A 25,458-nucleotide genomic window follows, 5' to 3' on the forward strand; every position below is an offset into this window, starting at 1 on the left:
ACTCGAATCCCGCATGTCGTGTCTGTGTCGGCGCGAGGACTGCCCGGCCGCACAGCAGCGGGCGGCCGCGGATGCGGCGGTGGTGCATGTGCTGGCCGACCAATCCACCGTGAACGGCACTTGTGATGATCCGGGGTATCTGGTCGGCCACGGCATCGTGCCCGCCGAGTCCGTGCGTGACCTGGCCGCCACCGCCAAGGTCAAACCGGTGCGTATGCCCACCGGGAATGCGGCCGAAGCAGCTGAGTCCGCTGCGGCTGAGCCGCGGTACCGCCCGTCGGTGGCGTTGTCGGAGTTCATCCGGTGGCGCGATCTGACGTGCCGGTTCCCCGGTTGTGATGCCCCGGCCGAACGCTGCGACATTGACCACACCGCGCCCTGGCCCGCCGGGCCGACGCATCCGTCGAACACCAAACTATTTTGCCGGGCACACCATTTGGTGAAAACGTTCTGCCCCGGCTGGTCTGACCGCCAACGACCCGACGGGACCATCGAGTTCACCACCCCCACCGGACACACCCATGTGACCGAACCTCACGGTGCCGGTCTGTTCCCGACTCTGGCTCAACCGACCGGGGACCTCAACCTCGCCGACCCTGAACCGCAAGCCCCGCACCCCGATCGCGGTGCGAAGATGCCCAAACGCTCACGGACCCGCGAACAAGACCAACGTGACCGCATCGCCGAAGAACGACGCCTGCGCGCCGAACTCAACAACGACCTCGCCTACGAACGCGACTACCAAGCCTGGCTCGCCGAAGAAAACGGACCACCACCACCCTTCTGAGCAGGGGCGATCAAGCTTCGGCGCGTTCCTTCAGCCGCTGCAGGGTGAGCTGGATGTGCTCGGCGTTTGCGCCGTCGCGGTCGGGCACCCCGGTGGCCAGCCCAGCGACCTTCTTGAACCAGCCAGCACGGCGGTCCCAGGTGGACTCGGTCACCGTGCAACCGCCCTCGGCGGCAGTGATGTCGTAGCGCCAGTGCGCCACCGGGAACACCAGGGACTTCACGTCGAAGGCGAACGTCTTGCCGGGCTCGGCGTCGGTGACGGTGCACGTCGTGCTCCAGGCCTTCGAGCCATTGCGGTTGTGACCCTTGAAAACTGACCCGGGGGTGGCCGAACTGCCCTTCTGCCACTTCATCGCATGAGCCTCCTCGGCGAGCGAGGCCAGCGTGGGCAGATCGGTGATGAGTGCGTACACGGCTGCGGGATCGGCAGCGATCGACACAGTGGCTTTCACAGGCGCGGTCATGGGCCGATCGTAGACCCGGGCTACCGGTCGATCATCCGCATCTGGGCCTCGGTGTGATGGTCGCCGGCGGGCGCGGCGAGATTGTCGAGCCGGGACAACTGGTCGGGAGTCAGCGTGACCGCATCCGCCGCGATGTTCTCCTCCAGTCGTTCGACCCGCCTGGTTCCCGGAATCGGCACGATGTCGGGGCCACGCGACAGCAGCCAGGCCAGCGCGACCTGCCCTGGCGTCGCTCCCGAGGCCTCGGCGATGGTCCGCACCTCGTCGGCGAGCCGCAGATTCACCGCGAAGTTCTCGCCGGTGAACCGGGGGTTGTCGCGGCGGGTGTCGTCGTCGGCGAGGTCGTCGACGGATCGGATCTGGCCGGTGAGGAAGCCGCGTCCGAGAGGTGAGTAGGCGACGAAGCCAATACCTTTCTCGCGCAAGATATCCAGGATTCCGTCCTCGGGGTCTCGGGTGAACAACGAGTACTCCGATTGCAGTGCGGTGATCGGGTGGACGGCGTGGGCACGCCGGATGGTCTCGACCCCTACCTCGGACAACCCGATATGGAGAACCTTGCCCTCGGCGATGAGGTCGGCCAGCACGCCGATGGTTTCCTCGATCGGCGTGGAACGGTCCAGGCGGTGCTGGTAGTAGAGGTCGATGTGGTCGGTGCCCAGGCGCTGGAGCGACCCCTCCACCGCGGTGCGGATGTTGGCCGGGCTGCTGTCCGCCCCGTCGCGGCCGGTGTGGGAGATCATCCCGAATTTGGTGGCGAGCACGACCTTGTCGCGTCGACCCTTCAGTGCCTGCCCGACCAACACTTCGTTGGCGTAAGGGCCGTACACCTCGGCAGTGTCGATGAGGGTGACGCCGAGGTCGATGGCCCGGTGGATGGTGCGGATCGACTCGGCGTCGTCGCGACCGGCGCTGCCATAGGCGAAGGACATGCCCATCGTGCCCAGACCGATCCGCGCCACTTCGAGGTCACCCAACCGTGCGGTCTGCAAAGTACCCATCGCTCCAGTCTGCCCGGGAATCGGTGGCCGCGCCGTGGTGTTGTGCCGCATATGACCGAGCGCCAGGTGCTGCAGCCGAGCGCAGCCCACCCCATCACCATCACCCCGACCGGACGTCGGGTCACCGTCACCGTCGGCGGCGCGATCATCGCGCAGACCGATGCGGCCCTGACCCTGCAGGAGTCGACTTATCCAGCCGTGCAATATATTCCGCGCGCCGATGTCGTGTGGGAAACGCTGACTCGTAGCGCCGCCACCACCTACTGTCCCTACAAGGGTGAGGCGAACTATTACCACGTCGGCGACGTCGAGGACGCGGTCTGGACCTACGAGCAGCCGTACGCGGCCGTCGCTGAAATAGCCGATCACCTGGCCTTCTACCCGCAGAAGGCCGACATCGCCCTGGCCTAGTCTGGAGCGGTGCCCTCAATCAGCGTCACGTTCGAAGGCCCGGCCAGTCCGGGGCTGACGCTTGCTCCCTGGCGCCGCGGCGGGTACGACCCGACCAACCGGATCAGTGTCGACGGCGCGATCTGGCGCGTAAGCGCGATGAAAACCGGTCCGGTGACCGCACGGATCACCAAGTCAGCCGTCGACACCGTGGACTGCGAGGCGTGGGGCCCGGGTGTCGCGGAGTTCCTGGACGGTTTTCCGGCGCTGGTGGGTGCCGACGACCACGCCGGTGACTTCGATCCCGTCGAGCCGACCATCGCCGAGGCGCATCGGCGCGTGCCGCACCTGCGTCTCGGGCGCAGCGGCCGGGTATTGGAGGCGTTGGTGCCCGCGATCATCGAGCAGCGGGTCTCGGGCATGGATGCGTGGCGAGCCTGGCGGCGGTTGGTGACGAAGTACGGCGCCCCGGCGCCCGGTCCGGCGCCTGACGGGATGCGGGTGCCACCTACCGCCGACGTGTGGCGACGTATCCCGTCGTGGGAATTCCATCGGGCCAACGTGGACCCGGGCCGGGCGCGCACCATCGTCGGCTGTGCACAGCGCGCCGATGCCATCGAGAGGCTCACCGCCGAGCGGGCGGTGACGGCGTTGCGCTCGTTGCCCGGTGTCGGTGAGTGGACGGCGGCAGAAACCGTGCAACGCGCCTTCGGCGACGCCGATGCGCTGTCGGTAGGCGACTATCACCTGGCGACGATGGTGGGACGCACCCTGCTCGGCCGGCCGATCGACGATGCGGAGATGGTCGAACTGCTCGAACCTCTGCGCCCACACCGGCAGCGGGCCGTCCGTTTGTTGGAAGCCAGTGGGCTGGCCCACAATCCGCGTTTCGGAGCGCGTCAGGCCATTCCGAACCTACGCGCGCTGTAGCCGGGGTGATTGCGCGCCGCCGTTGTCGGGTACCCCGGGGCGGAACCGATCGTGAACCGAAAGGAGCCGCAATGACCTCGTTCACCATTCCCGGTCTGACCGACAAGCAGGGCAACGAAGTGGCCCAGCTCTTGCAGAAGCAGCTCAGCACGTACAACGACCTGCATCTGACGCTCAAGCATGTCCACTGGAACGTCGTCGGCCCGAACTTCATCGGCGTCCACGAGATGATCGACCCACAGGTGGCGCTGGTGCGCGCCTACGCCGACGAGGTCGCCGAACGGATTGCTGCGCTGGGCAAATCGCCGAAGGGTACCCCGGGGGCCATCATCTCTGACCGCACCTGGGACGACTACTCCGTCGGACGTGACAACGTGCAAGCGCACCTCGCGGCGCTCGACCTCGTCTACAACGGGGTGATCGAGGACACCCGCAAGGCGATCGACAAGTTGGAGAAACTCGATCTTGTCTCCCAGGACGTTCTCATCGACCATGCCGCCGAACTCGAGAAGTTCCAGTGGTTCGTCCGGGCTCACCTGGAGAGCGCCGGGGGCACGCTGGCCCATGAGGGCGCACCTACCGAGCGCGGTGCCGCCGGCAAGGCGCGGCGTAAGAGTGCATAGGCTGCGCGCTTGACCTCAACAGTTGTTGAGGTGCCAGGCTCGGTGTCATGCCTACCTGGATCTGCACGGGATGCGGTGTGGAACACCCGGATTCCGCCATCGAACCGGCCGACAGCTGTGTGTTGACCTCGGAGGTCGTCTCGATCGAGGAGCGTGGAGACCTACCGCCGCATGGCACCTGGACGACGCTGGAGGAACTGGCGGCGCAACCGCACCACACCGAACACGTCGATCACGGTCGCGGAGTGCACAGCTTGCGGCGGGCGCCCAAGTTCGCCATCGGGCACCGGTCGTTTGTGGTGCAGGCGGCGGACGGGAACCTGCTGTGGGATGCGCCGGGCTACCTGGACGACGAGATCATCGGCCTCGTTCACGGCCTCGGTGGTGTCGACGCCGTCGCTGCCAGCCATCCCCACATGTTCGGGGCGCAACTCAGTTGGAGCAGGGCCTTCGGCGGCGTGCCCGTGTACGTGAATGCCCTTGACGCAGAGTGGCTTCCGGCTCCCGATCCGCTGATAACGCAGTGGACCGAGGAGCTGGAACCGCTGCCCGGAGTGCGATTGATCCACGTCGGCGGTCACATGCGGGGCAGTTCGGTGGCGCTGACGGCTGACGGCACGCTGTTGGTCGGGGACACCATCTCCGGCGGACTGGCCAGCAACTGGGTGTCGTTTCAGCGCAACTTTCCCAAGCACGTCCCGCTGTCGGCCGCGGTGGTGCGCCGGATCGTGGATCGGCTAGACGGGTACGACTATGACCGGCTCTACACCCTTGGCGGCGACGAGATAGACAGCGCCGCCAAGGAGGTAGTGCACCGGTCAGCTGATACTCATATCCGTTGGGTCAGTGGGGAATTCGACCATCTGACCTGATCTAGCGGGTGCGCTCCTGGTCCAGGGTGTCCTCGCGGACCGGGCGCTCGGCCAGCGCCTCCGGGGAACCGAACAGGAACGAGTAGGCCAGACCGGCGATGGCCGCACCGACCAGTGGGGCCAGCCAGAACGCCCACAGCTGCGCGGGCGCGCCGTTGCCGTTGAAGAACGCGACCGCCGTGGAGCGGGCCGGGTTGACCGAGGTGTTGGAGATCGGGATCGAGATCAGGTGGATCAGCGTCAGGGTGAGGCCGATCGACAGACCGGCGAAGCCTTTCGGTGCGCGGTCATCGGTGGAACCGAGGATGACCAGCAGGAACACCGCGGTCAGGATCACCTCGGCCAGGAGCACCGCGGCCAGTGAGTATCCGCCGGGGGAGTGTTCGCCATAACCGTTGGCGGCCATGTTCCCGGTGGCAGACCAACCGTCTTTGCCGCTGGCGATCACATAGATCACCACGCCGGCCACCAGACCGCCCACCACCTGCGAAATCCAGTACGGCAAAACGGCCACCCACTCGACGCGGCGGGCCAGTGCGGCACCCAGCGTGACGGCCGGGTTGAAGTGCCCGCCGGAGATGGTGCCGAAGGCGTAGACGCCGGTCAGCACCGTCAGGCCGAACGCGAGGGCCACCCCGAGGAACCCGATCCCCACGGAGAAGCCGTCGGAGAGAAACTTCGCGGCGAAAACCGCGCTACCGCAACCGCCCAGGACCAGCCAGAACGTCCCGATGAATTCGGCTGCCAATCGATGTGACATGCTCGGCGTACTCATGGCGAACTCCTCCGTAGATGTGGTTCATCCGGAGGGTTTCACGCCAGTAGCTGATGGCAGAGTCGTTGTTGCCGAATTGATCGCACAGTGAAATTTACGTTGCCGTGGAAATCAGCGGTATGCGGTCAACCGGGCCACCAGCGCCACCGCGCCGTCATCGCCGATGGCCTGCGCGTCAACCGCTCCTGAGCTGCGTCCGACCCGCAACGTGCGCGCCTCGTAACGTGATTCGTCACCGCCACGGAACTGGCGCAGGTAATTGACCCGCAGCGAAGCCGTCCGCCAAGGCTCGCCGGCGTCGGCACCGAGGGCCGCGGAGCCGACGAGTTCCAGCGCCGCTGCCGATACTCCACCATGCACGATGCCGATGCTGTTGTTGATGACGGGGTCGGGCAACTGCCGCAGTACCGCGGTGCTCCCACCGGTCTCGGCGACCTGGACCGACATGCGGTCCTCCAGTGCCGCAGGTGGCGCGCCCTCGGTTGAGTCGGTGGGCCATTCGAGGATGTGCCCTGGCGCATGGATGTGGAAGGACCGCACCGTCGCGGTCCCGATCAATTGGTCTCCGTGAGTGAGCTCCGACAGGCTCAGCGAACCTGTGCCCTTCGGGCCGAACGGCCGGGCGGTCGCCACCACGGGCACATCCGGCGTGGCAGTGACCAGGTCTATGGCATTCGGGGTGAGCTCGATGGCCAGCTCGCTGGACACGGTCCACTCGTCTTCGTTGCGGCGAAGGTGGTTGATCAGCCCGCCGATGTGATCGACCAGCATCGCCAGCGGAGCGATGGTCGGCACCCGCGTCAGGGGATTGAGTAGTCCGCCGACGGGGATGGAGGCCACGCAGCGATCCGGGCGCTCTTCAAGGGTTTGTACGCCCATGCGGCCCAACGGGGTATTCAGCGGATAGTGCATCGCCGTCAACAGTTACGCCCACCACGGTAGCCATATACCCCCTAGGGGTATACAGTAGCGACATGACCACGACCGAACACGCGATGCACGAAGACGAACACGCCGGTCATGCGGGACATGCCGGCCACGGCGACCACGTCGCCCAGTTCCGCCGGCTGTTCTGGGTCATGGCGGTTCTGGCAGTGCCGACGGTGGCTCTCTCGCCGATGTTCGCGATGCTCCTCGGCTATTCGATCCCGGATATCCCCGGAGCACGCTGGATCTCCCCGGTGCTCGGCACCGTCATGTACGTCTGGGGTGGTCGGCCCTTCCTGACCGGTGCCGTCAGCGAGATACGTTCGCGCGCACCGGGAATGATGCTGCTGATCGGATTGGCGATCACTGTCGCGTTCATCGCGTCGTGGGGCGCGAGTCTCGGCGTACTGCACCACCAACTGGACTTCTGGTGGGAACTGGCGCTGCTGATCGTGATCATGCTGCTGGGCCACTGGATCGAGATGCGCTCCCTGGCGCAAACCACTTCCGCTCTGGACTCGCTGGCTGCGCTGCTGCCCGACGAGGCCGAGCGGGTCGAGGGTGACGGCGAGGCCGAGCAGGTGGTGACTGTTCCCCCAACGGATCTGCGGGTCGGTGATCTGGTGATCGTCCGGCCGGGTGGCAGCGTCCCCGTCGACGGCCGGATCACCGACGGTGCAGCCGATATGGACGAGTCGATGGTCACCGGTGAGTCGCGGACGGTGCGCCGGAGCGTGGGAGACGACGTCGTCGCGGGCACTGTCGCCACCGACTCCGGATTACGCATCCGGGTGACGGCCGTGGGCGACGACACCGCCCTGGCCGGCATCCAACGGCTGGTCGGCGAGGCGATGAACTCGTCGTCGCGAGCTCAGCGACTGGCCGACCGGGCCGCGGGCTGGCTGTTCTGGTTCGCCCTGGGATCGGCAGTGCTGACGGCGCTGGCCTGGACCCTGTTCGGCGAACCTGATCAGGCCGTGGTCCGCACCATCACGGTGCTGGTGATCGCGTGCCCGCACGCCCTGGGCCTGGCCATCCCGCTGGTGGTGTCCATCGCGACCGAGCGGGCCGCCCGCGGTGGTGTGCTGATCAAGGATCGACTGGCGCTGGAGACCATGCGCACCGTCGGGGCGGTCCTGTTCGACAAGACCGGCACGCTGACCAAGGGTGAGCCGGCCGTCACCGCCATGGCGGCCACCGAGCGTCCGGACAACGAAGTGCTGGCGCTGGCAGCGGCCGCCGAGGCCGACTCCGAACACCCGCTGGCCCGTGCCATCGTCGACGCGGCTCGTCGCCGCAACGTCGACATTCCGCCGGCCAGCGACTTCAGTTCGTCACCCGCGGTCGGTGTCAGTGCCATGGTCGGTGGGCATCGGGTGCAGGTCGGCGGCCCCGCATTGCTCGACCAGGCCGGGCGCTCCGCGCTGCCGGATGCCTCCGGGTGGGACGGCGCCACCGTGCTGCACGTGCTGGTCGACGGGGAAGTGGCCGGCGCGCTGGCGCTGGCCGACGAGGTGCGCCCGGAATCCCGGCAGGCCGTCGACGCGCTGCACGACCTCGGGATCGAAGTGGTGATGATCACCGGTGACGCAGCGCCCGTCGCTTCGGCGGTGGCGACAGAACTGGGTATCGACCGGGTCTTCGCCGGCGTGCGGCCCGAAGACAAGGCGGCCAAAGTCGCCGAACTGCAGGGTGAAGGTCTGACCGTCGCGATGGTCGGTGACGGCGTGAACGACGCGCCGGCGCTGGCCCAGGCCGACGTCGGCATCGCGATCGGCGCGGGAACCGACGTCGCCATCGCATCGGCAGGCGTCATCCTCGCCAGCTCGGATCCCCGGTCGGTGCTCTCGGTAATCGAGCTTTCCCGGCAGTCGTACCGGAAGATGAAGCAAAACCTTTGGTGGGCAGCGGGTTACAACCTGATCTCGGTGCCGTTGGCTGCGGGAGTGGCCGCTCCACTGGGCTTTGTAATGCCGATGTCGGTCGGAGCGATACTGATGTCAGCGTCGACGGTTGTCGTGGCACTCAATGCGCAGTCGCTACGTCGTCTCGACCTACGGCCCGAGGCCGGCGTGCGCAGCGTTGCGCGGGCCTCGGGACGTTGATCATGCAATTCTAAGAATCTGACTAAGCTTTCCTGCAAATATTGATTGTTGATATAACGGCACTATAACGGCACAATGTGATGTGTATGGCAAACTAAATTGACGCAAGGGGCTACTGCCGGGCCCGGCGGGGGCTGAGATGCCCTCGATGGGGTTGGCATGAAATCCTAAGGGCTGCACTGGAATTCGCTGGTTTATCGATCAGTCGGCGAGCGTGTTCCAAAGCCGCCAAGCAAGTATAGTTAGGCTTGGCTAAGTTGGCATCTGCCACGGTAGTTGCCTTATCGTTTTCTCCACTTATGGCGTGTGGGACATAGCCGTCGTCCAGTGCTGCACGGAGGCGCCCACGCCGAGCCGGCTTCTTCGTAGAAGCGTGTTGAAGGGCAAGGTGGGAATGGCGCCCAGCAAGGTCGGGCTGTACAACCCCGCATATGAACACGATGCGTGTGGTGTGGCAATGGTGGCAGACATCCATGGTCGCCGCAGCCGGGACATCGTGGACAAGGCGATCACAGCACTGGTGAATCTGGAGCACCGCGGTGCCCAGGGCGCAGAACCGAACACCGGCGATGGCGCAGGCATCCTGCTGCAGGTCCCCGATGCGTTCCTGCGTGAGGTAGTCGATTTCGAACTCCCCGAGGCCGGAAGCTACGCCACCGGCATCGCCTTCCTGCCGCAGTCGTCGCGTGACGCGTCGACGGCAGCCGAGGCCGTGGAGAAGATCGTCGAGGCCGAGGGCCTGAAGGTGCTCGGCTGGCGCCAGGTGCCGACCGACGACTCATCGCTGGGCGCACTGGCGCGCGACGCCATGCCGACGTTCCGGCAGCTGTTCATCGGCGGCGCCACCGGCATGGACCTGGAGCGCAAGGCCTACGTCGTGCGCAAGCGCGCCGAACACGAGTTGGGCACCAAGGGCCCGGGCCAGGACGGCCCCGGCCGCGAGACGGTGTACTTCCCGAGCCTGTCCGGGCAGACCTTCGTCTACAAGGGCATGCTGACCACGCCGCAGCTCAAGGCGTTCTACCTGGACCTGCAGGACGAGCGGATGACCAGCGCGCTGGGTATCGTGCACTCCCGCTTCTCCACCAACACGTTCCCGTCGTGGCCGCTGGCCCACCCGTTCCGGCGGATCGCCCACAACGGCGAGATCAACACCGTCACCGGCAACGAGAACTGGATGCGCGCCCGTGAGGCGCTGATCCGCACCGACGTGTTCGGCACCGACGGACTCGACAAGATCGTCCCCGTCTGTACCCCCGGCGCATCGGACACCGCCCGTTTCGACGAGGTGCTCGAGCTGCTGCACCTCGGTGGCCGCAGCCTGCCGCACGCCGTGCTGATGATGATCCCCGAGGCGTGGGAACGCCACGAGTCGATGGATCCCGCGCGCCGTGCCTTCTACGAGTTCCACGATTCGCTGATGGAGCCCTGGGACGGACCCGCCTCGGTCTGCTTCACCGACGGCACCGTCATCGGCGCCGTGCTCGACCGCAACGGCCTGCGCCCCTCGCGCATCTGGGTGACCGACGACGGCCTCGTCGTGATGGCGTCGGAGGCCGGCGTCCTTCCGCTCGACCCGTCCACCGTCGTCAAGAAGCTGCGCCTGCAGCCCGGCCGGATGTTCCTGGTGGACACCGCCCAGGGCCGCATCGTCTCCGACGAGGAGATCAAGGCTCAGCTGGCCAGCGAGCAGCCCTACCAGGAGTGGATCGAGGCGGGCCTGTTCCCGCTCGACGAGCTGCCGCCGGGTGACTACGTCCGGATGCCGCACCACCGCGTGGTGCTGCGCCAGCAGATCTTCGGATACACCTACGAGGAGCTGAACCTGCTGGTCGCGCCCATGGCGCGCACCGGTGCCGAAGCCCTCGGTTCGATGGGCACCGATACGCCGGTCGCCATCCTCTCGGCCCGGCCGCGGATGCTGTTCGACTACTTCCAGCAGCTGTTCGCCCAGGTCACCAACCCGCCGCTGGACGCCATCCGCGAAGAGGTGGTCACCAGCCTGCAGGGCGTGATCGGGCCCGAGGGCGACCTGCTCAACCCAGGTCCGGAATCGTGCCGGCAGATCGTGCTCTCGCAGCCGATCCTGCGCAACGCCGATCTGTCCAAGCTGATCTGCGTCGACCCCGACCACGAGGTCCGGGGCCACAAGCACGGCATGCGCGCCGCGGTGATCCGCTGCCTCTACCCGGTCAACCGGGGCGGCCAGGGCCTCAAAGAGGCGCTGGACAACGTCCGCGCCAAGGTGTCGGAGGCCATCCGCGAGGGTGCCCGAATCATCGTGCTGTCCGACCGCGAATCCAACGAGACCATGGCGCCGATCCCGTCGCTGCTGTCCGTCGCGGCGGTGCATCACCACCTGGTTCGCGAGCGCACCCGCACCAAGGTCGGCCTGGTGGTCGAGGCCGGTGACGCCCGCGAGGTGCACCACATGGCCATGCTGTGCGGCTTCGGCGCCGCCGCCGTCAACCCGTACATGGCCTTCGAGTCGATCGAGGACATGGTCGACCGCGGTGTGATCGCCGGAATCACCAGTGATCAAGCCAAGGCCAACTACGTCAAGGCCGCAGGCAAGGGCGTGCTGAAGGTGATGTCCAAGATGGGCATCTCCACCTTGGCCTCCTACACCGGTGCCCAGCTGTTCCAGGCCATCGGCATCTCCCAGGACGTGCTCGACCAGTACTTCGTCGGGCTGAGCTGTCCAGTGGGCGGCATCGACCTCGACGACATCGCCGCCGACGTCGCCACCCGCCACTCACTGGCCTACCTCGACCGTCCCGACGAGCGCGCCCACCGCGAGCTCGAGGTCGGCGGCGAGTACCAGTGGCGCCGCGAGGGCGAGTACCACCTGTTCAACCCGGACACGGTGTTCAAGCTGCAGCACTCGACCCGCACCGGTCAGTACTCGATCTTCAAGGAGTACACCGCCCTGGTCGACGACCAGAGCGAGCGGATGGCCTCGCTGCGCGGTCTGCTGAAGTTCCGTGACGGTGTCCGCCAGCCGATCTCCATCGACGAGGTCGAGCCGGCCTCCGAGATCGTCAAGCGCTTCTCCACCGGTGCCATGAGCTACGGCTCGATCTCGGCCGAGGCACACGAGACGCTGGCCATCGCGATGAACCGCCTTGGCGGACGTTCGAACTCGGGTGAAGGCGGCGAGAGCGTGCACCGCTTCGAGCCGGAGGAGAACGGCGACTGGCGCCGCAGCGCCATCAAGCAGGTGGCCTCCGGCCGGTTCGGTGTCACCAGCCATTACCTGACCAACTGCTCTGACATCCAGATCAAGATGGCCCAGGGCGCGAAGCCTGGTGAGGGCGGCCAGCTTCCGGGGCACAAGGTGTACCCGTGGGTGGCCGAGGTGCGGCACTCGACCCCAGGTGTCGGCCTGATCTCGCCGCCGCCGCACCACGACATCTACTCGATCGAGGATCTGGCACAGCTGATCCACGACCTCAAGAACGCCAACCCGGCCGCGCGTGTGCACGTGAAGCTGGTGTCCGAGAACGGCGTCGGAACGGTCGCCGCGGGTGTCTCCAAGGCACACGCCGACGTGGTGCTGATCTCCGGCCACGACGGCGGTACCGGAGCCACCCCGCTCACCTCGATGAAGCACGCCGGCGCCCCGTGGGAGCTGGGCCTGGCCGAGACGCAGCAGACCCTGCTGCTCAACGGCCTGCGCGACCGCATCGTGGTCCAGGTCGACGGTCAGCTCAAGACCGGCCGTGACGTCGTCGTCGCCGCGCTGCTTGGCGCCGAGGAATTCGGCTTCGCCACCGCGCCACTGGTGGTGTCGGGCTGCATCATGATGCGCGTCTGCCACCTCGACACCTGCCCGGTGGGTGTGGCCACGCAGAACCCGGTGCTGCGTGAGCGGTTCAACGGCAAGCCCGAGTTCGTCGAGAACTTCTTTATGTTCATCGCCGAAGAAGTCCGTGAACTCATGGCGCAGTTGGGCTTCCGGACCGTCAACGAGATGGTCGGCCAGGTCGGTGCACTGGACACCACCAAGGCCGCCGAGCACTGGAAGGCCCACAAGCTGGACCTGACGCCGGTGCTCTACGAACCCGAGTCGGCGTTCATGAACCAGGACCTGTACTGCAGCTCGCGGCAGGACCACGGTCTGGACAAGGCACTCGATCAGCAGCTGATCACCCAGAGCCGCGAGGCCCTGGATTCCGCTTCGCCCGTCCGTTTTTCGACAAAGATCACCAACGTCAACCGCACCGTGGGCACCATGCTCGGCCACGAGGTCACCAAGGCCTATGGCGGGCAAGGGCTTCCGGACGGCACGATCGACATCACGTTCGACGGCTCCGCGGGCAACAGCTTCGGCGCGTTCGTCCCGAAGGGCATGACGCTGAGGGTCTACGGCGACGCCAACGACTATGTCGGCAAGGGTCTGTCGGGTGGCCGGATCGTGGTCCGCCCCGCCGACGAGGCACCGGCCGACTTCGCCGCCGAGGACAACATCATCGCCGGCAACGTGGCACTGTTCGGCGCCACCAGCGGCGAGGCGTTCCTGCGCGGCCAGGTCGGCGAGCGGTTCGCGGTCCGTAACTCCGGCGCCCACGCGGTCGTCGAGGGCGTGGGCGACCACGGTTGCGAGTACATGACCGGCGGCAAGGTCGTCATCCTCGGACCCACCGGCCGCAACTTCGCGGCGGGCATGTCCGGCGGTGTCGCCTACGTCTACGACCCGGCTGGCGTGCTGGGCGAGAACCTGAACACCGAGATGGTGGAGCTGGAGGCCATGGAGGCCTCGGACGCCGAATGGTTGAAGGGCATCCTCACCGCCCACGTCGACGCAACCGATTCGGCTGTGGGACAACGGGTCCTGTCTGATTGGGTTAACGAGTTGAAGCACTTTGTGAAGGTCATGCCGCGCGACTACAAGCGTGTGTTGGCCGCAATCGCCGCCGCCGAACAGGCCGGCGAGAATGTCAACGAGGCGATCATGGCGGCCGCCAATGGCTGATCCGCGCGGTTTCCTCAAGCACACCTCGAAGGAACTCCCGACCCGCAGGCCGGTTCCGCTGCGCCTGAAGGACTGGAAAGAGGTTTACGAGGACTTCTCCCACGACAAGCTGCGGGACCAGGCATCACGATGCATGGACTGCGGTATCCCTTTCTGCCACAACGGCTGCCCGCTGGGGAACCTGATCCCCGAGTGGAACGACCTGGTCTACAAGGACCGGTGGCGCGACGGGATCGAGCGGCTGCACGCCACCAACAACTTCCCGGAGTTCACCGGACGGCTGTGCCCCGCCCCGTGTGAGGCGTCCTGTGTCCTTGGCATCAACCAGGATCCGGTGACCATCAAGCAGGTCGAGGTCGAGCTCATCGACAACGCCTTCGACCAGGGCTGGGTTGTCCCCAAGATGCCCGACGTGCAGACCGGCAAGAAGGTCGCCGTCGTCGGGTCCGGACCCGCCGGACTGGCCGCCGCCCAGCAGCTCACGCGCGCCGGTCACACCGTCACGGTGTTCGAGCGCGCCGACCGCATCGGCGGCCTGCTGCGCTACGGCATCCCCGAGTTCAAGATGGAAAAGCGCCACATCGACCGCCGTCTGGAGCAGATGGCGGCCGAAGGCACCCAGTTCCGGCCCGGCGTCAACGTCGGCGTCGACATCACCGTGGCGCAGCTGCGGCTGAACTACGACGCAGTCGTGTTGGCCGGGGGTGCCACCGCATGGCGTGACCTGCCGATCCCGGGCCGCGAGCTCGACGGCATCCACCAGGCCATGGAATTCCTGCCATGGGCCAACCGATTTGCCTCGGGCGACTTGGATGTTTCAGTCCTCGACGAGAACGGCCAGCCGCCGATCACCGCCAAGGACAAGCACGTCATCATCATCGGCGGTGGCGACACCGGAGCGGACTGCCTGGGCACCTCGCACCGGCAGGGTGCGGCCAGCATCCACCAGTTCGAGATCATGCCGCGCCCGCCGGAGACCCGCGCGGACTCGACCCCGTGGCCGACCTACCCGCTGATGTTCCGGGTTTCCTCGGCTCACGAAGAGGGCGGCGAGCGCGTGTTCTCGGTCAACACCGAGGAATTCACCGGCGCCGACGGTCGTGTCACCGGCCTGCGTGCGCACGAGGTCAAGATGAATGCCGGCAAGTTCGAGAAGGTCGAAGGGACCGACTTCGAGCTCAAGGCCGACCTGGTGCTGCTCGCCATGGGCTTCGTCGGACCGGAGAAGGAAGGCCTGCTGAGCAAGCTCGGTGTCGAGCTGACCGACCGTGGCAACGTCTCCCGCGACGAGAACTTCCAGAGTTCGGTGCCCGGCGTCTTCGTCGCCGGTGACATGGGCCGTGGACAGTCGCTGATCGTGTGGGCGATTGCCGAGGGCCGGGCCGCCGCCGCTGGTGTCGACCGCTACCTCATGGGCAAGACCGCTCTGCCGGTGGTGATCAAGCCGACGGCAGCGCCGCAGCGCTAGGTTTCCGCGTTTCGACTCGCCAACCGGGGGGTGGAGAGGTGAGGCTGCGACGTCGCGTCGTCGTAGGTGCAGTAGTTGTGGCTGTCCTGGCGGTGGTGGTGCACAACCACCTGGTGCCGTTCGGGACCCATTTCTTCGGGTTGACCGAGAACAACTTCGACCTCGACACCTACCGCGCCGGCGTGCACGCTTCCTGGGACGGCAGGAGCCTCTACCAGGAACCGGCGCTGCGTGGCGCCTGGTTCGTCTACCCGCCGTTCGCGACCTTCGTCCTGGCACCGTTCGCCTGGCTCGGTTTCGACGTCGCCAAGTACGTTCTGCTGGCGCTCTCGATCTGCTTGTTGGCGCTCATCGCGTGGCGGATCCTGCGACTGGCCGGAATCCGCGCCGATCTGCGGCTCGGCGTGATGAGCGCAGCGCTCGCGGTGATCGCCGTGGATGTCGAACCGGTGCAGGCCACGCTGTGGTGGGGACAGATCAATGTCCTGCTCATGGCGATAGTGGTGCTCGACCTGCTGCGACCGGATCAGTCCCGATGGCGGGGGATCGGGCTGGGTGTCGCCGCCGGCATCAAGCTCACCCCGTTGGTGTTCCTCCCGTACCTGTTGCTCACCCGGCAGTGGCGGGCCTCGGCCACGGCCGCGATCACCTTTGTCGCGACGGCGGGGCTCACCTGGCCACTGCTGCCGAAAGACAGCGCCTGGTTCTGGACTCACCTCGGCGACACCGCCCACATCAGCTCGATCGATCACCTGGCCAACCAGTCGATCAACGGATTTCTGGCCCGGTACTTCGCGCCGAACCCGCGGCCGGAGTGGCTGTGGATCGTGGTGAGCCTGCTGGTACTCGCGGCGTGCATGGCCATCGCGGCGTGGGCGCACCGACGAGGCGAACAAGCACTGGCCGTCGTGCTGGTGGGCTTGACCGGTTGCGCGGTGTCGCCGTTCAGTTGGGCGGCGCACTGGGTGTGGTTCGCCCCCGCGATCTTCTGGCTCGTCGCGAAGGCGTGTACGACGCAGGGCCGGTGGGCCCGTGGCTGGGCGTACCGGGCTGCCGGGCTGCTCGCCTTGACCTTCATGTGGACGCTGCACCGGCCAGGCCGCAGTCACACCACCATGTACTTCAGCGGGGTGTACTGGAATTTCCTGGACCTGCGGCGCTTCTGGACCGGCCAGCTCGCCAGCGGGTGGTATCCACTGGTGTTCGGATGCTTCGTGATCGCGGCGGTCAGTTGGTTGCGGCTGAGCACGCCGCCGGAGCCGGACGATCCCGACGAGATCGCCATGACCTCAGACGACCTCGACGACTACCCGCCGGAGTTCCTCGACGAGGAGTTGGCGCGGGCCCAGTAAGGCAAATTTGAGAGATTTCTTAATTAACTGTCGTGACCTGCATCACAGCACGTAGATGGCTTGACCAGCGACGAAATGTGATCCACATCTCGAAAAGGAGCCGTTCGGTCGCCTCAATCGCCCCATTAGTCTCATTAGAAACATCTGATGTTTTTGCGGCGTGCCTCGCCCAGTTTGCCGGACGGCGGGTATTTAATGACGTGGTGAGAGTGCTGCGGTAACGTAGAACTACGGGTACAGCAACCAGTAATTCGCAGGAGTGTTCACCGTGTACATCAACCCGATCAGTCGGTCACGGATGGGTCGTATTGCCTGGTCATTGTTCCGTCATCCGATGAAGAGCCGTGAGTTCCCGGCCAAGAACGAGCGCCTGGCCACGGCGGACGAGCTACTTCGCTTCGGTTTCTGACGGGTATCCGTCACAGCGCACGACGCCCTCGAATCGACGCAAAAGCGCCGGTCCGAGGGCGTAGCTGTTTGTGTCAGACGGTGAGCTGACCTGAGTCCCTGGCTGCCTCGGCCAACGGTTCCAGCACGGCCGGATCGTAGGGCGGCGGCAGATAGATGATCGCCAGATCCAGGCCCTCGGCGCCCAGCGCCGCCGCCTCGTCGACGACCTTCGCGACATCGTGGTCCGGACCCAGCCGCACGTGCGCCGACAGGGTGATCTCCTTGGGGTCGCGGCCGAGATCGGCGCAATGCGCGGCCAGCACATCGCGCTTGCGGGCGAACTCCTCGGGTGGACCGCCTACGAAATTCCAGTGATCGGCGTACTTCGCGGTGATGCGCAGCGTGCGCTTCTCGCCACTGCCGCCGATGCAGAACGGCGGATGCGGCTGCTGCGGGCCCTTGGGCTCGTTGCGGGCATCCTTGAGTTGGTAGAACTTGCCGTCGAACGTCGTCGTGTCCTGTGTCAGCAGTCCTTTCAGGACCTCGCAGGCCTCCTCGAACCGGTCGAAGCGTTCCTTGATCGAGCCCAATTCGATTCCGTAGGCACCCGATTCCTCTTCGTTCCAGCCGGCGCCGATGCCGAGCTCGAGGCGGCCGTTGGAGACGATGTCGAGTGCCGAGGCCATATTCGCCAACACGGCGGGATGGCGGTAGTGGATACCGGTGACGAGCACTCCGACGCGCAACCGCTCGGTGGCCTGGGCGAGCGCGGTCAGCGTCGTCCAGCCCTCGAGGCAGGGGCCCGACGAGTCGGAGAAGATCGGATAGAAGTGGTCGAACGTCCAGCCGGATTCGAAGACGTCGATCGTGTCGGCCGCTTTCCAGATGGCAAGCATGTCGGCCCAGGTCGTGTTCTGCGGGGATGTTTTGAAGGCGAAGCGCACGCCTTCAGAAACTAGTCCCGTCGCAGCATTCATTCCGGACGAACCGGTCAATGCTGATTCCGTATCTTCGGTGCCATTTGGACGCCGCAATCGGTAGTCTCAGGCAGGGAAATATGCGGAATCACGCGATCAGACCATCTGGGAGTAGACATGAGCGAGTACGCAGTCACCGATCCGGCGACCGCAAAGGTGGTCGCCACCTACCCGACCTCGACCGACGCCGAGGTCCAGGCCGCCATCGAAGCTGCCGCCAAGACCGGCCGCACCTGGGCACGTACCACCACGGTGGCCGAGCGGGCCGCGCTCATCGGTAAGGTCGCCGCCCTGCACGAGCAGCGTCGCGAGCAACTCGCCGACGTCATCGTCCGAGAGATGGGCAAGCCGCGCGACCAGGCCCTGGGCGAGGTCGACTTCAGCGCCGCCATCTACCAGTACTACGCCGACAACGCCGAGAAGTTCCTCGCCGACGAGGAGATTCCCCTGCTTGAGGGCGAGGGCAACGCGGTGGTCAAGCGAGGTCCCGTCGGTGTGCTGCTCGGGATCATGCCGTGGAACTACCCCTACTACCAGGTCGCCCGCTTCGCCGGCCCAAACCTGATCGTGGGCAACACAATTCTGCTCAAGCACGCTCCGCAGTGCCCCGAATCCGCCGAACTGCTGCAGCTGATCTTCCTGGAGGCCGGGCTCCCGCAAGGCGCCTACGTCGACATCCGTGCCACCAACGACCAGGTTGCCGAGATCATCGCCGACCCCCGGGTGGCCGCGGTGTCACTGACGGGTTCCGAACGGGCCGGTGCGGCAGTGGCCGAGATCGCCGGCCGCAATCTCAAGAAGTGCGTGCTGGAACTCGGCGGGTCCGACCCGTTCATCCTGCTGTCCACCGACGATCTCGACGCGACGGTGGAAGCCGCCGTCGAGGGGCGGATGGAGAACACGGGGCAGGCCTGCAACGCCGCCAAGCGGTTCATCGTCGCCGAGGACATCTACGACGACTTCCTGACCAAGTTCACCGACAAGCTGCTGGCGGCCGCCGACGGGATCGCCCCGCTGTCCTCGGAACTGGCCGCCGAAAGGCTCGAACAGCAGGTCAAGGACGCCGTCGCGCAGGGTGCCGAGCTCAAGTCGGCAGGTGAGCGCCGCGGTGCGTTCTATCCGCCTGCCGTTCTCACCGGAGTGACCGAGGACAACGACGCCTACCGCCAGGAGCTGTTCGGCCCGGTGGCCGTGGTGTACAAGGCCGGTTCGGAAGACGAGGCCGTCGAGATCGCCAACGACACCCCGTTCGGATTGGGTTCCTACGTCTTCACCACCGATGCCGATCAGGCCGCCCGCGTGGCCGACCGGATCGATGCGGGCATGGTGTTCGTCAACGCGGTCGGTGCCGAAGGGGCCGAGTTGCCGTTCGGCGGCATCAAGCGGTCCGGTTTCGGGCGCGAGCTCGGCAGGTTCGGCATGGACGAGTTCGTCAACAAGAAGCTGATCCGTACGGTCACCTGACGCTGACGTGCGTTCGCGCATGCGCGATCGCATCGTCCAGCGAATCGAGCAGGTGGTTCTCGTGCCGTAGTGACTCGAACACGCCGACGTTGGCCAACAACTCGGCGTGTTCGGGTCGAACACCCTTGATGATCACCGTGATCCCGCGTGACTCCAGTTCGGTGGCGATCTCCGCGAGGGTGTGTGCGCCGGTGGCGTCGAGCATGCCGAGTTGCGACATCCGGATGATGACGACGGAAGTGTGTGGATGTTCGGCGTCCACGATCGCGCTCGAAATACGTTCGGCGGCACCGAAGAACATCGCACCGTCGAGCCTCAGTAGCGCGATCTCGTCGTCGCCGGGTAGCTGCGGACCGGGAAGTTCCTCTCGAACCACGCTGCTGCGCCGCGCCACGGAACGCAACGCGAAGAATGCGGCGACGACAATGCCGATCTCGACCGCCTCGATCAGGTCGAAGCACACGGTCACCACCGCGGTCAGAACGAAAGTCAGCGCATCGGAACGGGTGGAGCGCAGGATCTTTCGGACCGTGCCCGCCGAGATCATCCGGAACGACGTCACCATCAGCACTCCGGCCAGCGCGGCGAGTGGAATGGTCGAGACCGGTCCGGTCGCCAGATAGACCACACCGAGCAGCACCAGTGAGTGCACGATCGCCGCGACGCGTGTTCGGGCGCCGGCCCGGACGTTGACCGCGGTGCGCGCGATCGCGCCCGTTGCGGGCATGCCGCCGAAAACACCCGAAGCCACTGACGCCAAACCCTGCCCGACCAACTCGCGGTCGGGGTCGTACGGTCCGGTCGGTGACATCGTGGCCGCAACCCGCGCGGAGAGCAGCGATTCGATGGCCGACAGCGCGGCAATGGCCAGTGCCGCGCCGAGCAGGGTGCGCAAGGCGCCCAGATCGGCGTGGGGGAACACCGGGGCGGGCAGATGCGACGGCAACTCACCGATCGCGGCCACCGGGATGTGGAGGATGCTGACCAGCACGGTGACCACGATGACCGCTGTCAGGGATTCCGGAATGGCGCGGTGCAGGCGGGGGAGCGCGACCATCAGGAGCGCGACAACCCCAACCACCCCAAGGGTTTTCGCTGCGGCTGTCCACTCTGCCTGGGCGATCACCGTGATCGCGGCGGGCAGCGTGCGCTCGCCGGCGGGTGCCTGTTGGGCGAATGCGGCGGGGACCTGCTGCAGGAAGATGATCATCGCGATGCCCAGGGTGAACCCCTCGATCACCGGCCACGGGATGAACGTCACCGCCCGGCCCAGGCCGGTGACGCCTGCGGCCAGCACCACCAGCCCCGCCACCACTGTCACCAGTGCGATGCTGCCGAGTCCGTGTTGCGCGACGATCGGCGCGAGGACCACCGCCATCGCTCCTGTCGGGCCGGACACCTGCACGTGCGAACCGCCGAACACCGCCGCGACCAGGCCCGCCACCACTGCCGTGACCAACCCTGCGGCGGCTCCCACCCCCGAGCTGATCCCGAAAGCCAACGCCAACGGCAGTGCCACCACGCCGACGGTCACCCCGGCGAGGATGTCGCGGCGCCACGAGCGCGGCAGTTCGGTGTAGTCGCCGCGGTTGGGCAGTAGCCGAGACATGGTGGGACCTGACGAATTGATGGATTGAAGAATATCTCAATCCACTGTAGGGCTGCCCGTCATAGGGCGCAAATGCACGTCCCGATGCGGGCACACTGGAGGTATGAACGGCGTCCTGTACTTCGACGGCAACTGTGGCATGTGTACCCGCAGCGTGAACGCTCTGACGAGCCGGCAGCGCACCGGCGATCTGCGGACCGCGCCATTTCAGGCCGCCGGCACCGCTGACCGGCTCGGGGTGCCGGCCGATCAGATGCTCGAAGCGGCATGGTGGCAGGACTCCTCGGGCGAGGTGTACCGCGGCGCCGAAGCGATCAACGCCGCCGTCTCGGCCGGGTTCGGCACCAGGATTCCGTTGCGCGTGTACCGGGTGCCGGGGGTACGTCAACTGCAGAACGCGGTCTACCGCTGGGTCGCGACGCATCGCTACCGGTTCCCGGGCACCACGCCGCACTGCGCGGCGCGGCCGGGGGACTGCTGAGCAGTGCCCATGGACCCGGTGACCGCACTACGTCAGATCGCGTACTACAAGGATCGCGCCCGGGAGGACCCGCGGCGGGTGATGGCCTACCGCAATGCCGCCGACATCGTCGAGGCGCTGTCCGATGCGCAACGGGAACGCCTCGGCGCGACGAACGGTTGGCAGTCGTTGCCAGGGGTGGGGCCCAAGACGGCGAAGGTGATCGCCCAGGCCTGGGCCGGCCGGGAGCCCGACACCCTCGCCGAATTACGTGAGGCGGCTGTCGATCTCGGGGGTGCAGAGGTGCGGGCCGCACTCCGGGGAGACTTGCACGTGCACTCCAACTGGTCGGACGGATCCGCTCCGATCGAGGAGATGATGCTGGCCGCGCGCGACCTCGGACACGAGTACTGCGCGCTGACCGACCACTCGCCACGGCTCAAGATCGCCAACGGGCTGTCCCCGGACCGGCTGCGTGAGCAGCTCGACGTCATCGAGGACCTACGCGAGGCTGTGGCCCCGATGCGGATCCTGACCGGGATCGAAGTCGACATCCTCGAAGACGGATCGCTGGACCAGGAACCCGAACTGCTGGAACGCCTGGACGTGGTGGTGGCAAGCGTGCACTCGAAGCTGGCGATGGACTCGGAAGCCATGACCCGGCGAATGGTCAAGGCCGTCTCGAATCCGCACACAGATGTGCTGGGGCACTGCACCGGACGCCTGGTCACCGGCGGCCGCGGCATGCGGCCCGAGTCGAAATTCGATGCCGAGAAAGTCTTTACGGCCTGCCTCGAACACGGCACGGCCGTCGAGATCAATTCCCGTCCGGAGCGGCGCGACCCGCCGACCCGGCTGCTGACGATGGCGCTGGAGATCGGCTGCGTGTTCAGTATCGACACCGATGCACACGCACCCGGCCAGCTGGATTTTCTCGGCTACGGGGCCCAGCGCGCCCTGGACGCCGAGGTACCGATCGAGCGCATCGTCAACACCTGGCCCGCCGACGAACTGCTGGAGTGGGCCTCAGGCGGCTGAGGTGAACGGATTGTGTTCGGCGATCAGCTTTTCCATCCTGGCCTCATCGAGCCGGACCCGGATGGTGGTGGCTTCCTGTTGATCGCGGATCACCTTGGCCAGGGTGAACGAGCTCGTCACGAGGAATAGGACCGTCATCGCCAGGAACAGGCGCTGCCACAGGTCCAGGGGCAGGAACAGGACCCCGCCGAGCAGACCGAGAAAGCTGGCCCCGAAAGCGATGGCGGCCTGGAGGAAGAATGCGGCGGTGACCCTGGAGGAGTCGTTGAAAGCGTTCATGTCTCGCAGCTTGTCGTAGTCCGGGGTGCGGCGGATGGGGGACATTACTCAGATTTCATGCTCAGTTCCGTTGCCACGGCCGCAGCACATCGGCGGACGATCCTCGGTCCAATACCGCACTGCGGGTGACCGGCCGAATTCGACAGGCTCGTAAACTCACGCGATGCACGCGGAACTCGGCATCGACACCGTCATCACCCTGCTCGCCGCCGGCCTGATCTTCCTGCTGGCCCTGGTGCTCGGGGTGTGGAAGTACCGGCAGATGGCCACCAGCGAGAATCACCTGGCCCACCCGTACGTCGACATCGCCCACCGGGCCGCGCTGCTGTACTCCTTCGCGACGCTGCTGGTCGCGGTCTTCGTCGAACTCAGCGCCTGGCCCACGTGGGTGAACCTCGCCGCAGCCATGGTGCTCGTGCTGTTCTTCGTCGTCGCCATCGCCGCCTACATCGAGCACGGTGCCAAGCGCGACACCACCAACCAGTTCGAGAAGCCCACCACATCACTGCACGCCGGGATGATCGCCCTCATCGTCGGCGAGATCGGTGGGTTCGCCGTGCTGCTCGCGGGATTCATTGCCGGACAGTTCTTTTAGCACGCGCAACTCTTCTAGTAGGGCAGCGTCGGCATCTCCAGGCCCGGATCACGTCCGACCAGCACACCGCGGGTCAGCATCGCGTTACCGAACCGCTGCCGCACCTCATCGATGGCGCCGTCGATCGCGACCGGATCGGGTTCCGAGTCGAAAGGCAGCTCCAACTGCTGGCTGCCCTGGTGGTCGATGTTGGATACCGCGAACCCGATCAGTGTGAGCCCGCGCTCGGCGATCACGGGAGCTGCGGCCGTCACCAGTGCGCGGGCCGCGGCCAGGACCGCGTCAGTTGATGCGGTAGCCCGGGGCAGGGTGTGCGACCGGGTGGCCCGGCCGAAATCATCGAAGCGCAAACGTAATACGACGGTGCGTCCGGTCCGGCCGGCCCCGCGCATCCTGCGGGTGATGCGGTCGACGAGGTTGACCACCACGACATCCACCTCCGCGGCCGACATCGTATTGCCGCGCCGGCCGAGCGCACGTTGGGCGCCGACCGAACTGCGCCGGACCCCTGTCGTCACCCGGCGTCGGTCGATGTTGCGCGACAACGCATACAGCTGTCGCGCCATCGCACCGCCGACCATGGGCCGCAGAGCAGACTCGGGCAGCTCGGCCACATCGGCGACGGTCTCGATCCCGTGGGCATGGAGCTTCTCGGCCGTCTTGGCGCCCACACCCCACAGCCGGCGCACCGGCAACGGATGCAGGAACGCCAGTTCGCGATCGGGCGGGACCAACAGCAGCCCATCCGGTTTGGCCACTTGGCTGGCCACCTTGGCCAGGAATTTGGTGCGTGCGATGCCGACAGTGATGGGCAGGCCCACCTGCTCGCTGATCTGCTCGCGCAGCCGTCGGGCGATCTCCACCGGAGTGCCGGACACCCGCCCCAACCCGGACACGTCGAGAAACGCCTCGTCCACCGACAGTGGCTCGACCACCGGCGTGGTGTCGTGAAAGACCTCGAACACGTGCCCGCTGGCCTCCGAATACGCCGACATCCGCGGCGGCACGACGATGGCTTGCGGGCACAGCGTCCGGGCCTGACCACCGCTCATCGCCGTGCGGACCCCGAACGCCTTGGCCTCGTAACTGGCCGCCAGCACCACGCCGCCGCCGACGATCACCGGGCGGCCCCGCAGCGCCGGATCGTCGCGCTGCTCGACCGATGCGTAGAACGAGTCGAGATCAGCGTGCAGGATCGCCGCCGCCTGCGGAGCAGGCAATCGGGATCGAACGGCATCGGACACGAACATATGTTCGCATAGCCGGCGGACGCGTCAGAGGGCCTCGCCGTAGATGCTGGCCAGCCAGATGTGGGCAAGGGTGTCGACCACCTTGTCGTAGGCGACCGCGGGTTGTTCGGCGCCCAGAGCCGCCATGATGGTGCGCTCGTTCATCAAGTTGAGCGAGGTCGCCAGGTCCATCGCGGGAATGGTCTCCGGGGCGGCGCCGCGCTCACGCTCAGCGGTGATCAGGGCGGCGGTGAGGTTGATCCACTTCTGCATGAGCCCGGACCAGAACACCCGGAACTCCGGGCTGCTGTTGAGTGCCTCGGTACCGGCGCGTGCGGTGGCCGGATGCGACCCGAACGAGCTGACGAAGATCTCGATCCCGTGCCGGATCGCCCGCTTGGGGTCGGTGGGCATGTCCTCAAGTGCGCTGTCGAAACCGGTGTCCGCCCGCTTGATCAGCGGGTCGATCAGCGACAGCAGGACCGCTTCCTTCGATGAGAAGTAGAAGTAGAACGTCGGCCGGGAGATCCCGGCACCTTTGGCCAGGTCATCGACCGATATGTCGGCGAACTTCTTGGTCTCCAGCAGCTGCCGGGCGGTCTCGAGGATGGCCGCCTCACGGTCGTCGCCCGATGGTCGGGCGGCGCGTCGACCGCGGGGGGCGCGCGTCGTACCGGAGGTGGTCACAGCCAGCAGCCTAACACCGCGTTGAATTTATCAACAGACTGTTGACCGACTCAACACCA

Annotated in this window: 22 protein-coding genes; 13 read left to right on the forward strand and 9 right to left on the reverse strand. The window is 66.4% G+C overall.

Features of this window, described 5'->3' with window-relative positions; translation table 11 throughout:
* A partial coding sequence (locus tag AC4ELH_RS06770) for an HNH endonuclease signature motif containing protein (protein WP_498883582.1) occupies window positions 1-787 on the forward strand: 787 nt, incomplete at its 5' end.
* A gap of 10 nt (window positions 788-797) precedes the next feature.
* Here the strand turns inward: AC4ELH_RS06770 and AC4ELH_RS06775 are convergent.
* Together AC4ELH_RS06775 and AC4ELH_RS06780 are read right to left on the reverse strand one after the other, a co-directional pair.
* Window positions 798-1,253 carry an SRPBCC family protein gene (locus AC4ELH_RS06775; protein WP_498883584.1) on the reverse strand — a complete coding sequence of 152 codons (456 nt, stop codon included), beginning with the start codon at window positions 1,251-1,253 and terminating at the stop codon, window positions 798-800.
* Between the two features lie 20 nt (window positions 1,254-1,273).
* Entirely contained in the window at window positions 1,274-2,245 is a 972-nt protein-coding gene (locus tag AC4ELH_RS06780) for an aldo/keto reductase (protein WP_498884090.1), read from the reverse strand.
* 60 nt (window positions 2,246-2,305) lie between these two features.
* Between AC4ELH_RS06780 and AC4ELH_RS06785 the strand changes: the two genes are divergently transcribed.
* The 4 genes from AC4ELH_RS06785 (at window position 2,306) to AC4ELH_RS06800 (ending at window position 5,069) form a co-directional block, all read left to right on the forward strand.
* On the forward strand, window positions 2,306-2,665 hold the full coding sequence (locus AC4ELH_RS06785) for a DUF427 domain-containing protein (RefSeq protein ID WP_064883023.1): 360 nt from the start codon (window positions 2,306-2,308) through the stop codon (window positions 2,663-2,665).
* A 9-nt stretch (window positions 2,666-2,674) separates the two neighbouring features.
* Window positions 2,675-3,574 carry a DNA-3-methyladenine glycosylase family protein gene (locus AC4ELH_RS06790; protein WP_498883586.1) on the forward strand — a complete coding sequence of 300 codons (900 nt, stop codon included), beginning with the start codon at window positions 2,675-2,677 and terminating at the stop codon, window positions 3,572-3,574.
* Between the two features lie 71 nt (window positions 3,575-3,645).
* Complete coding sequence (locus tag AC4ELH_RS06795) at window positions 3,646-4,197, forward strand: Dps family protein (protein ID WP_055118784.1); 552 nt, start codon at window positions 3,646-3,648, stop codon at window positions 4,195-4,197.
* Window positions 4,198-4,244: 47 nt separating this feature from the next.
* On the forward strand, window positions 4,245-5,069 hold the full coding sequence (locus AC4ELH_RS06800) for an MBL fold metallo-hydrolase (protein WP_498883588.1): 825 nt from the start codon (window positions 4,245-4,247) through the stop codon (window positions 5,067-5,069).
* 1 nt (window position 5,070) lies between these two features.
* On the opposite strand, the gene aqpZ is transcribed toward AC4ELH_RS06800, so the two are convergent.
* Together aqpZ and AC4ELH_RS06810 are read right to left on the reverse strand one after the other, a co-directional pair.
* Window positions 5,071-5,844, reverse strand: a complete 774-nt coding sequence (gene aqpZ, locus AC4ELH_RS06805; RefSeq protein WP_064883020.1) for an aquaporin Z — start codon at window positions 5,842-5,844, stop codon at window positions 5,071-5,073.
* 111 nt (window positions 5,845-5,955) lie between these two features.
* Window positions 5,956-6,756 (reverse strand): PaaI family thioesterase, encoded by an 801-nt coding sequence (locus AC4ELH_RS06810; protein WP_448446071.1) that lies wholly within the window; start codon window positions 6,754-6,756, stop codon window positions 5,956-5,958.
* A gap of 62 nt (window positions 6,757-6,818) precedes the next feature.
* Between AC4ELH_RS06810 and AC4ELH_RS06815 the strand changes: the two genes are divergently transcribed.
* The 4 genes from AC4ELH_RS06815 (at window position 6,819) to AC4ELH_RS06830 (ending at window position 16,671) form a co-directional block, all read left to right on the forward strand.
* Window positions 6,819-8,876: a heavy metal translocating P-type ATPase gene (locus AC4ELH_RS06815; protein ID WP_448446073.1), complete on the forward strand. Its 2,058-nt coding sequence runs from the start codon at window positions 6,819-6,821 to the stop codon at window positions 8,874-8,876.
* Window positions 8,877-9,270: 394 nt separating this feature from the next.
* Window positions 9,271-13,851, forward strand: coding sequence for a glutamate synthase large subunit (gltB, locus tag AC4ELH_RS06820; RefSeq protein WP_064958509.1), 4,581 nt, complete (start codon window positions 9,271-9,273; stop codon window positions 13,849-13,851).
* Entirely contained in the window at window positions 13,844-15,319 is a 1,476-nt protein-coding gene (locus AC4ELH_RS06825) for a glutamate synthase subunit beta (RefSeq protein WP_055118773.1), read from the forward strand. The genes gltB and AC4ELH_RS06825 overlap by 8 nt, the downstream gene beginning before the upstream one ends.
* A 38-nt stretch (window positions 15,320-15,357) precedes the next feature.
* On the forward strand, window positions 15,358-16,671 hold the full coding sequence (locus AC4ELH_RS06830) for a glycosyltransferase family 87 protein (protein WP_448446076.1): 1,314 nt from the start codon (window positions 15,358-15,360) through the stop codon (window positions 16,669-16,671).
* A gap of 482 nt (window positions 16,672-17,153) precedes the next feature.
* Here the strand turns inward: AC4ELH_RS06830 and AC4ELH_RS06835 are convergent, their stop codons facing one another.
* On the reverse strand, window positions 17,154-18,005 hold the full coding sequence (locus AC4ELH_RS06835) for an LLM class F420-dependent oxidoreductase (RefSeq protein ID WP_448446078.1): 852 nt from the start codon (window positions 18,003-18,005) through the stop codon (window positions 17,154-17,156).
* A gap of 150 nt (window positions 18,006-18,155) precedes the next feature.
* On the opposite strand from AC4ELH_RS06835, the gene AC4ELH_RS06840 reads away from it, so the two are divergent.
* Window positions 18,156-19,502, forward strand: coding sequence for an NAD-dependent succinate-semialdehyde dehydrogenase (locus AC4ELH_RS06840; protein ID WP_448446080.1), 1,347 nt, complete (start codon window positions 18,156-18,158; stop codon window positions 19,500-19,502).
* Here the strand turns inward: AC4ELH_RS06840 and AC4ELH_RS06845 are convergent.
* The gene (locus AC4ELH_RS06845; protein WP_448446082.1) at window positions 19,495-21,111 is read right to left on the reverse strand and encodes a SulP family inorganic anion transporter; all 1,617 of its coding nucleotides are present in this window, start codon (window positions 21,109-21,111) and stop codon (window positions 19,495-19,497) included. The two genes, AC4ELH_RS06840 and AC4ELH_RS06845, sit on opposite strands and share 8 nt — an antisense overlap.
* Window positions 21,112-21,214: 103 nt before the next feature.
* On the opposite strand from AC4ELH_RS06845, the gene AC4ELH_RS06850 reads away from it, so the two are divergent.
* On the forward strand, window positions 21,215-21,592 hold the full coding sequence (locus tag AC4ELH_RS06850; protein WP_135361336.1) for a thiol-disulfide oxidoreductase DCC family protein: 378 nt from the start codon (window positions 21,215-21,217) through the stop codon (window positions 21,590-21,592).
* Between the two features lie 9 nt (window positions 21,593-21,601).
* On the forward strand, window positions 21,602-22,609 hold the full coding sequence (locus AC4ELH_RS06855; protein ID WP_064882999.1) for a PHP domain-containing protein: 1,008 nt from the start codon (window positions 21,602-21,604) through the stop codon (window positions 22,607-22,609).
* Here AC4ELH_RS06855 and AC4ELH_RS06860 read toward each other — a convergent pair.
* Entirely contained in the window at window positions 22,598-22,888 is a 291-nt protein-coding gene (locus AC4ELH_RS06860; protein WP_064883028.1) for a YiaA/YiaB family inner membrane protein, read from the reverse strand. The genes AC4ELH_RS06855 and AC4ELH_RS06860 overlap by 12 nt on opposite strands.
* Before the next feature lie 163 nt (window positions 22,889-23,051).
* Here AC4ELH_RS06860 and AC4ELH_RS06865 point away from each other — a divergent pair, with 163 nt between their 5' ends.
* A complete protein-coding gene (locus AC4ELH_RS06865) occupies window positions 23,052-23,483 on the forward strand; it encodes a hypothetical protein (RefSeq protein ID WP_463806114.1) in 432 nt (143 codons plus the stop codon).
* Window positions 23,484-23,497: 14 nt separating this feature from the next.
* Here the strand turns inward: AC4ELH_RS06865 and dinB are convergent, their stop codons facing one another.
* The gene (gene dinB / locus AC4ELH_RS06870; protein ID WP_498883594.1) at window positions 23,498-24,733 is read right to left on the reverse strand and encodes a DNA polymerase IV; all 1,236 of its coding nucleotides are present in this window, start codon (window positions 24,731-24,733) and stop codon (window positions 23,498-23,500) included.
* A 24-nt stretch (window positions 24,734-24,757) separates the two neighbouring features.
* Window positions 24,758-25,399 carry a TetR/AcrR family transcriptional regulator gene (locus AC4ELH_RS06875; RefSeq protein ID WP_498883596.1) on the reverse strand — a complete coding sequence of 214 codons (642 nt, stop codon included), beginning with the start codon at window positions 25,397-25,399 and terminating at the stop codon, window positions 24,758-24,760.
* Between the last annotated feature and the right edge of the window lie 59 nt (window positions 25,400-25,458).

The sequence above is a fragment of the Mycobacterium shunyiense genome (assembly GCF_058270075.1).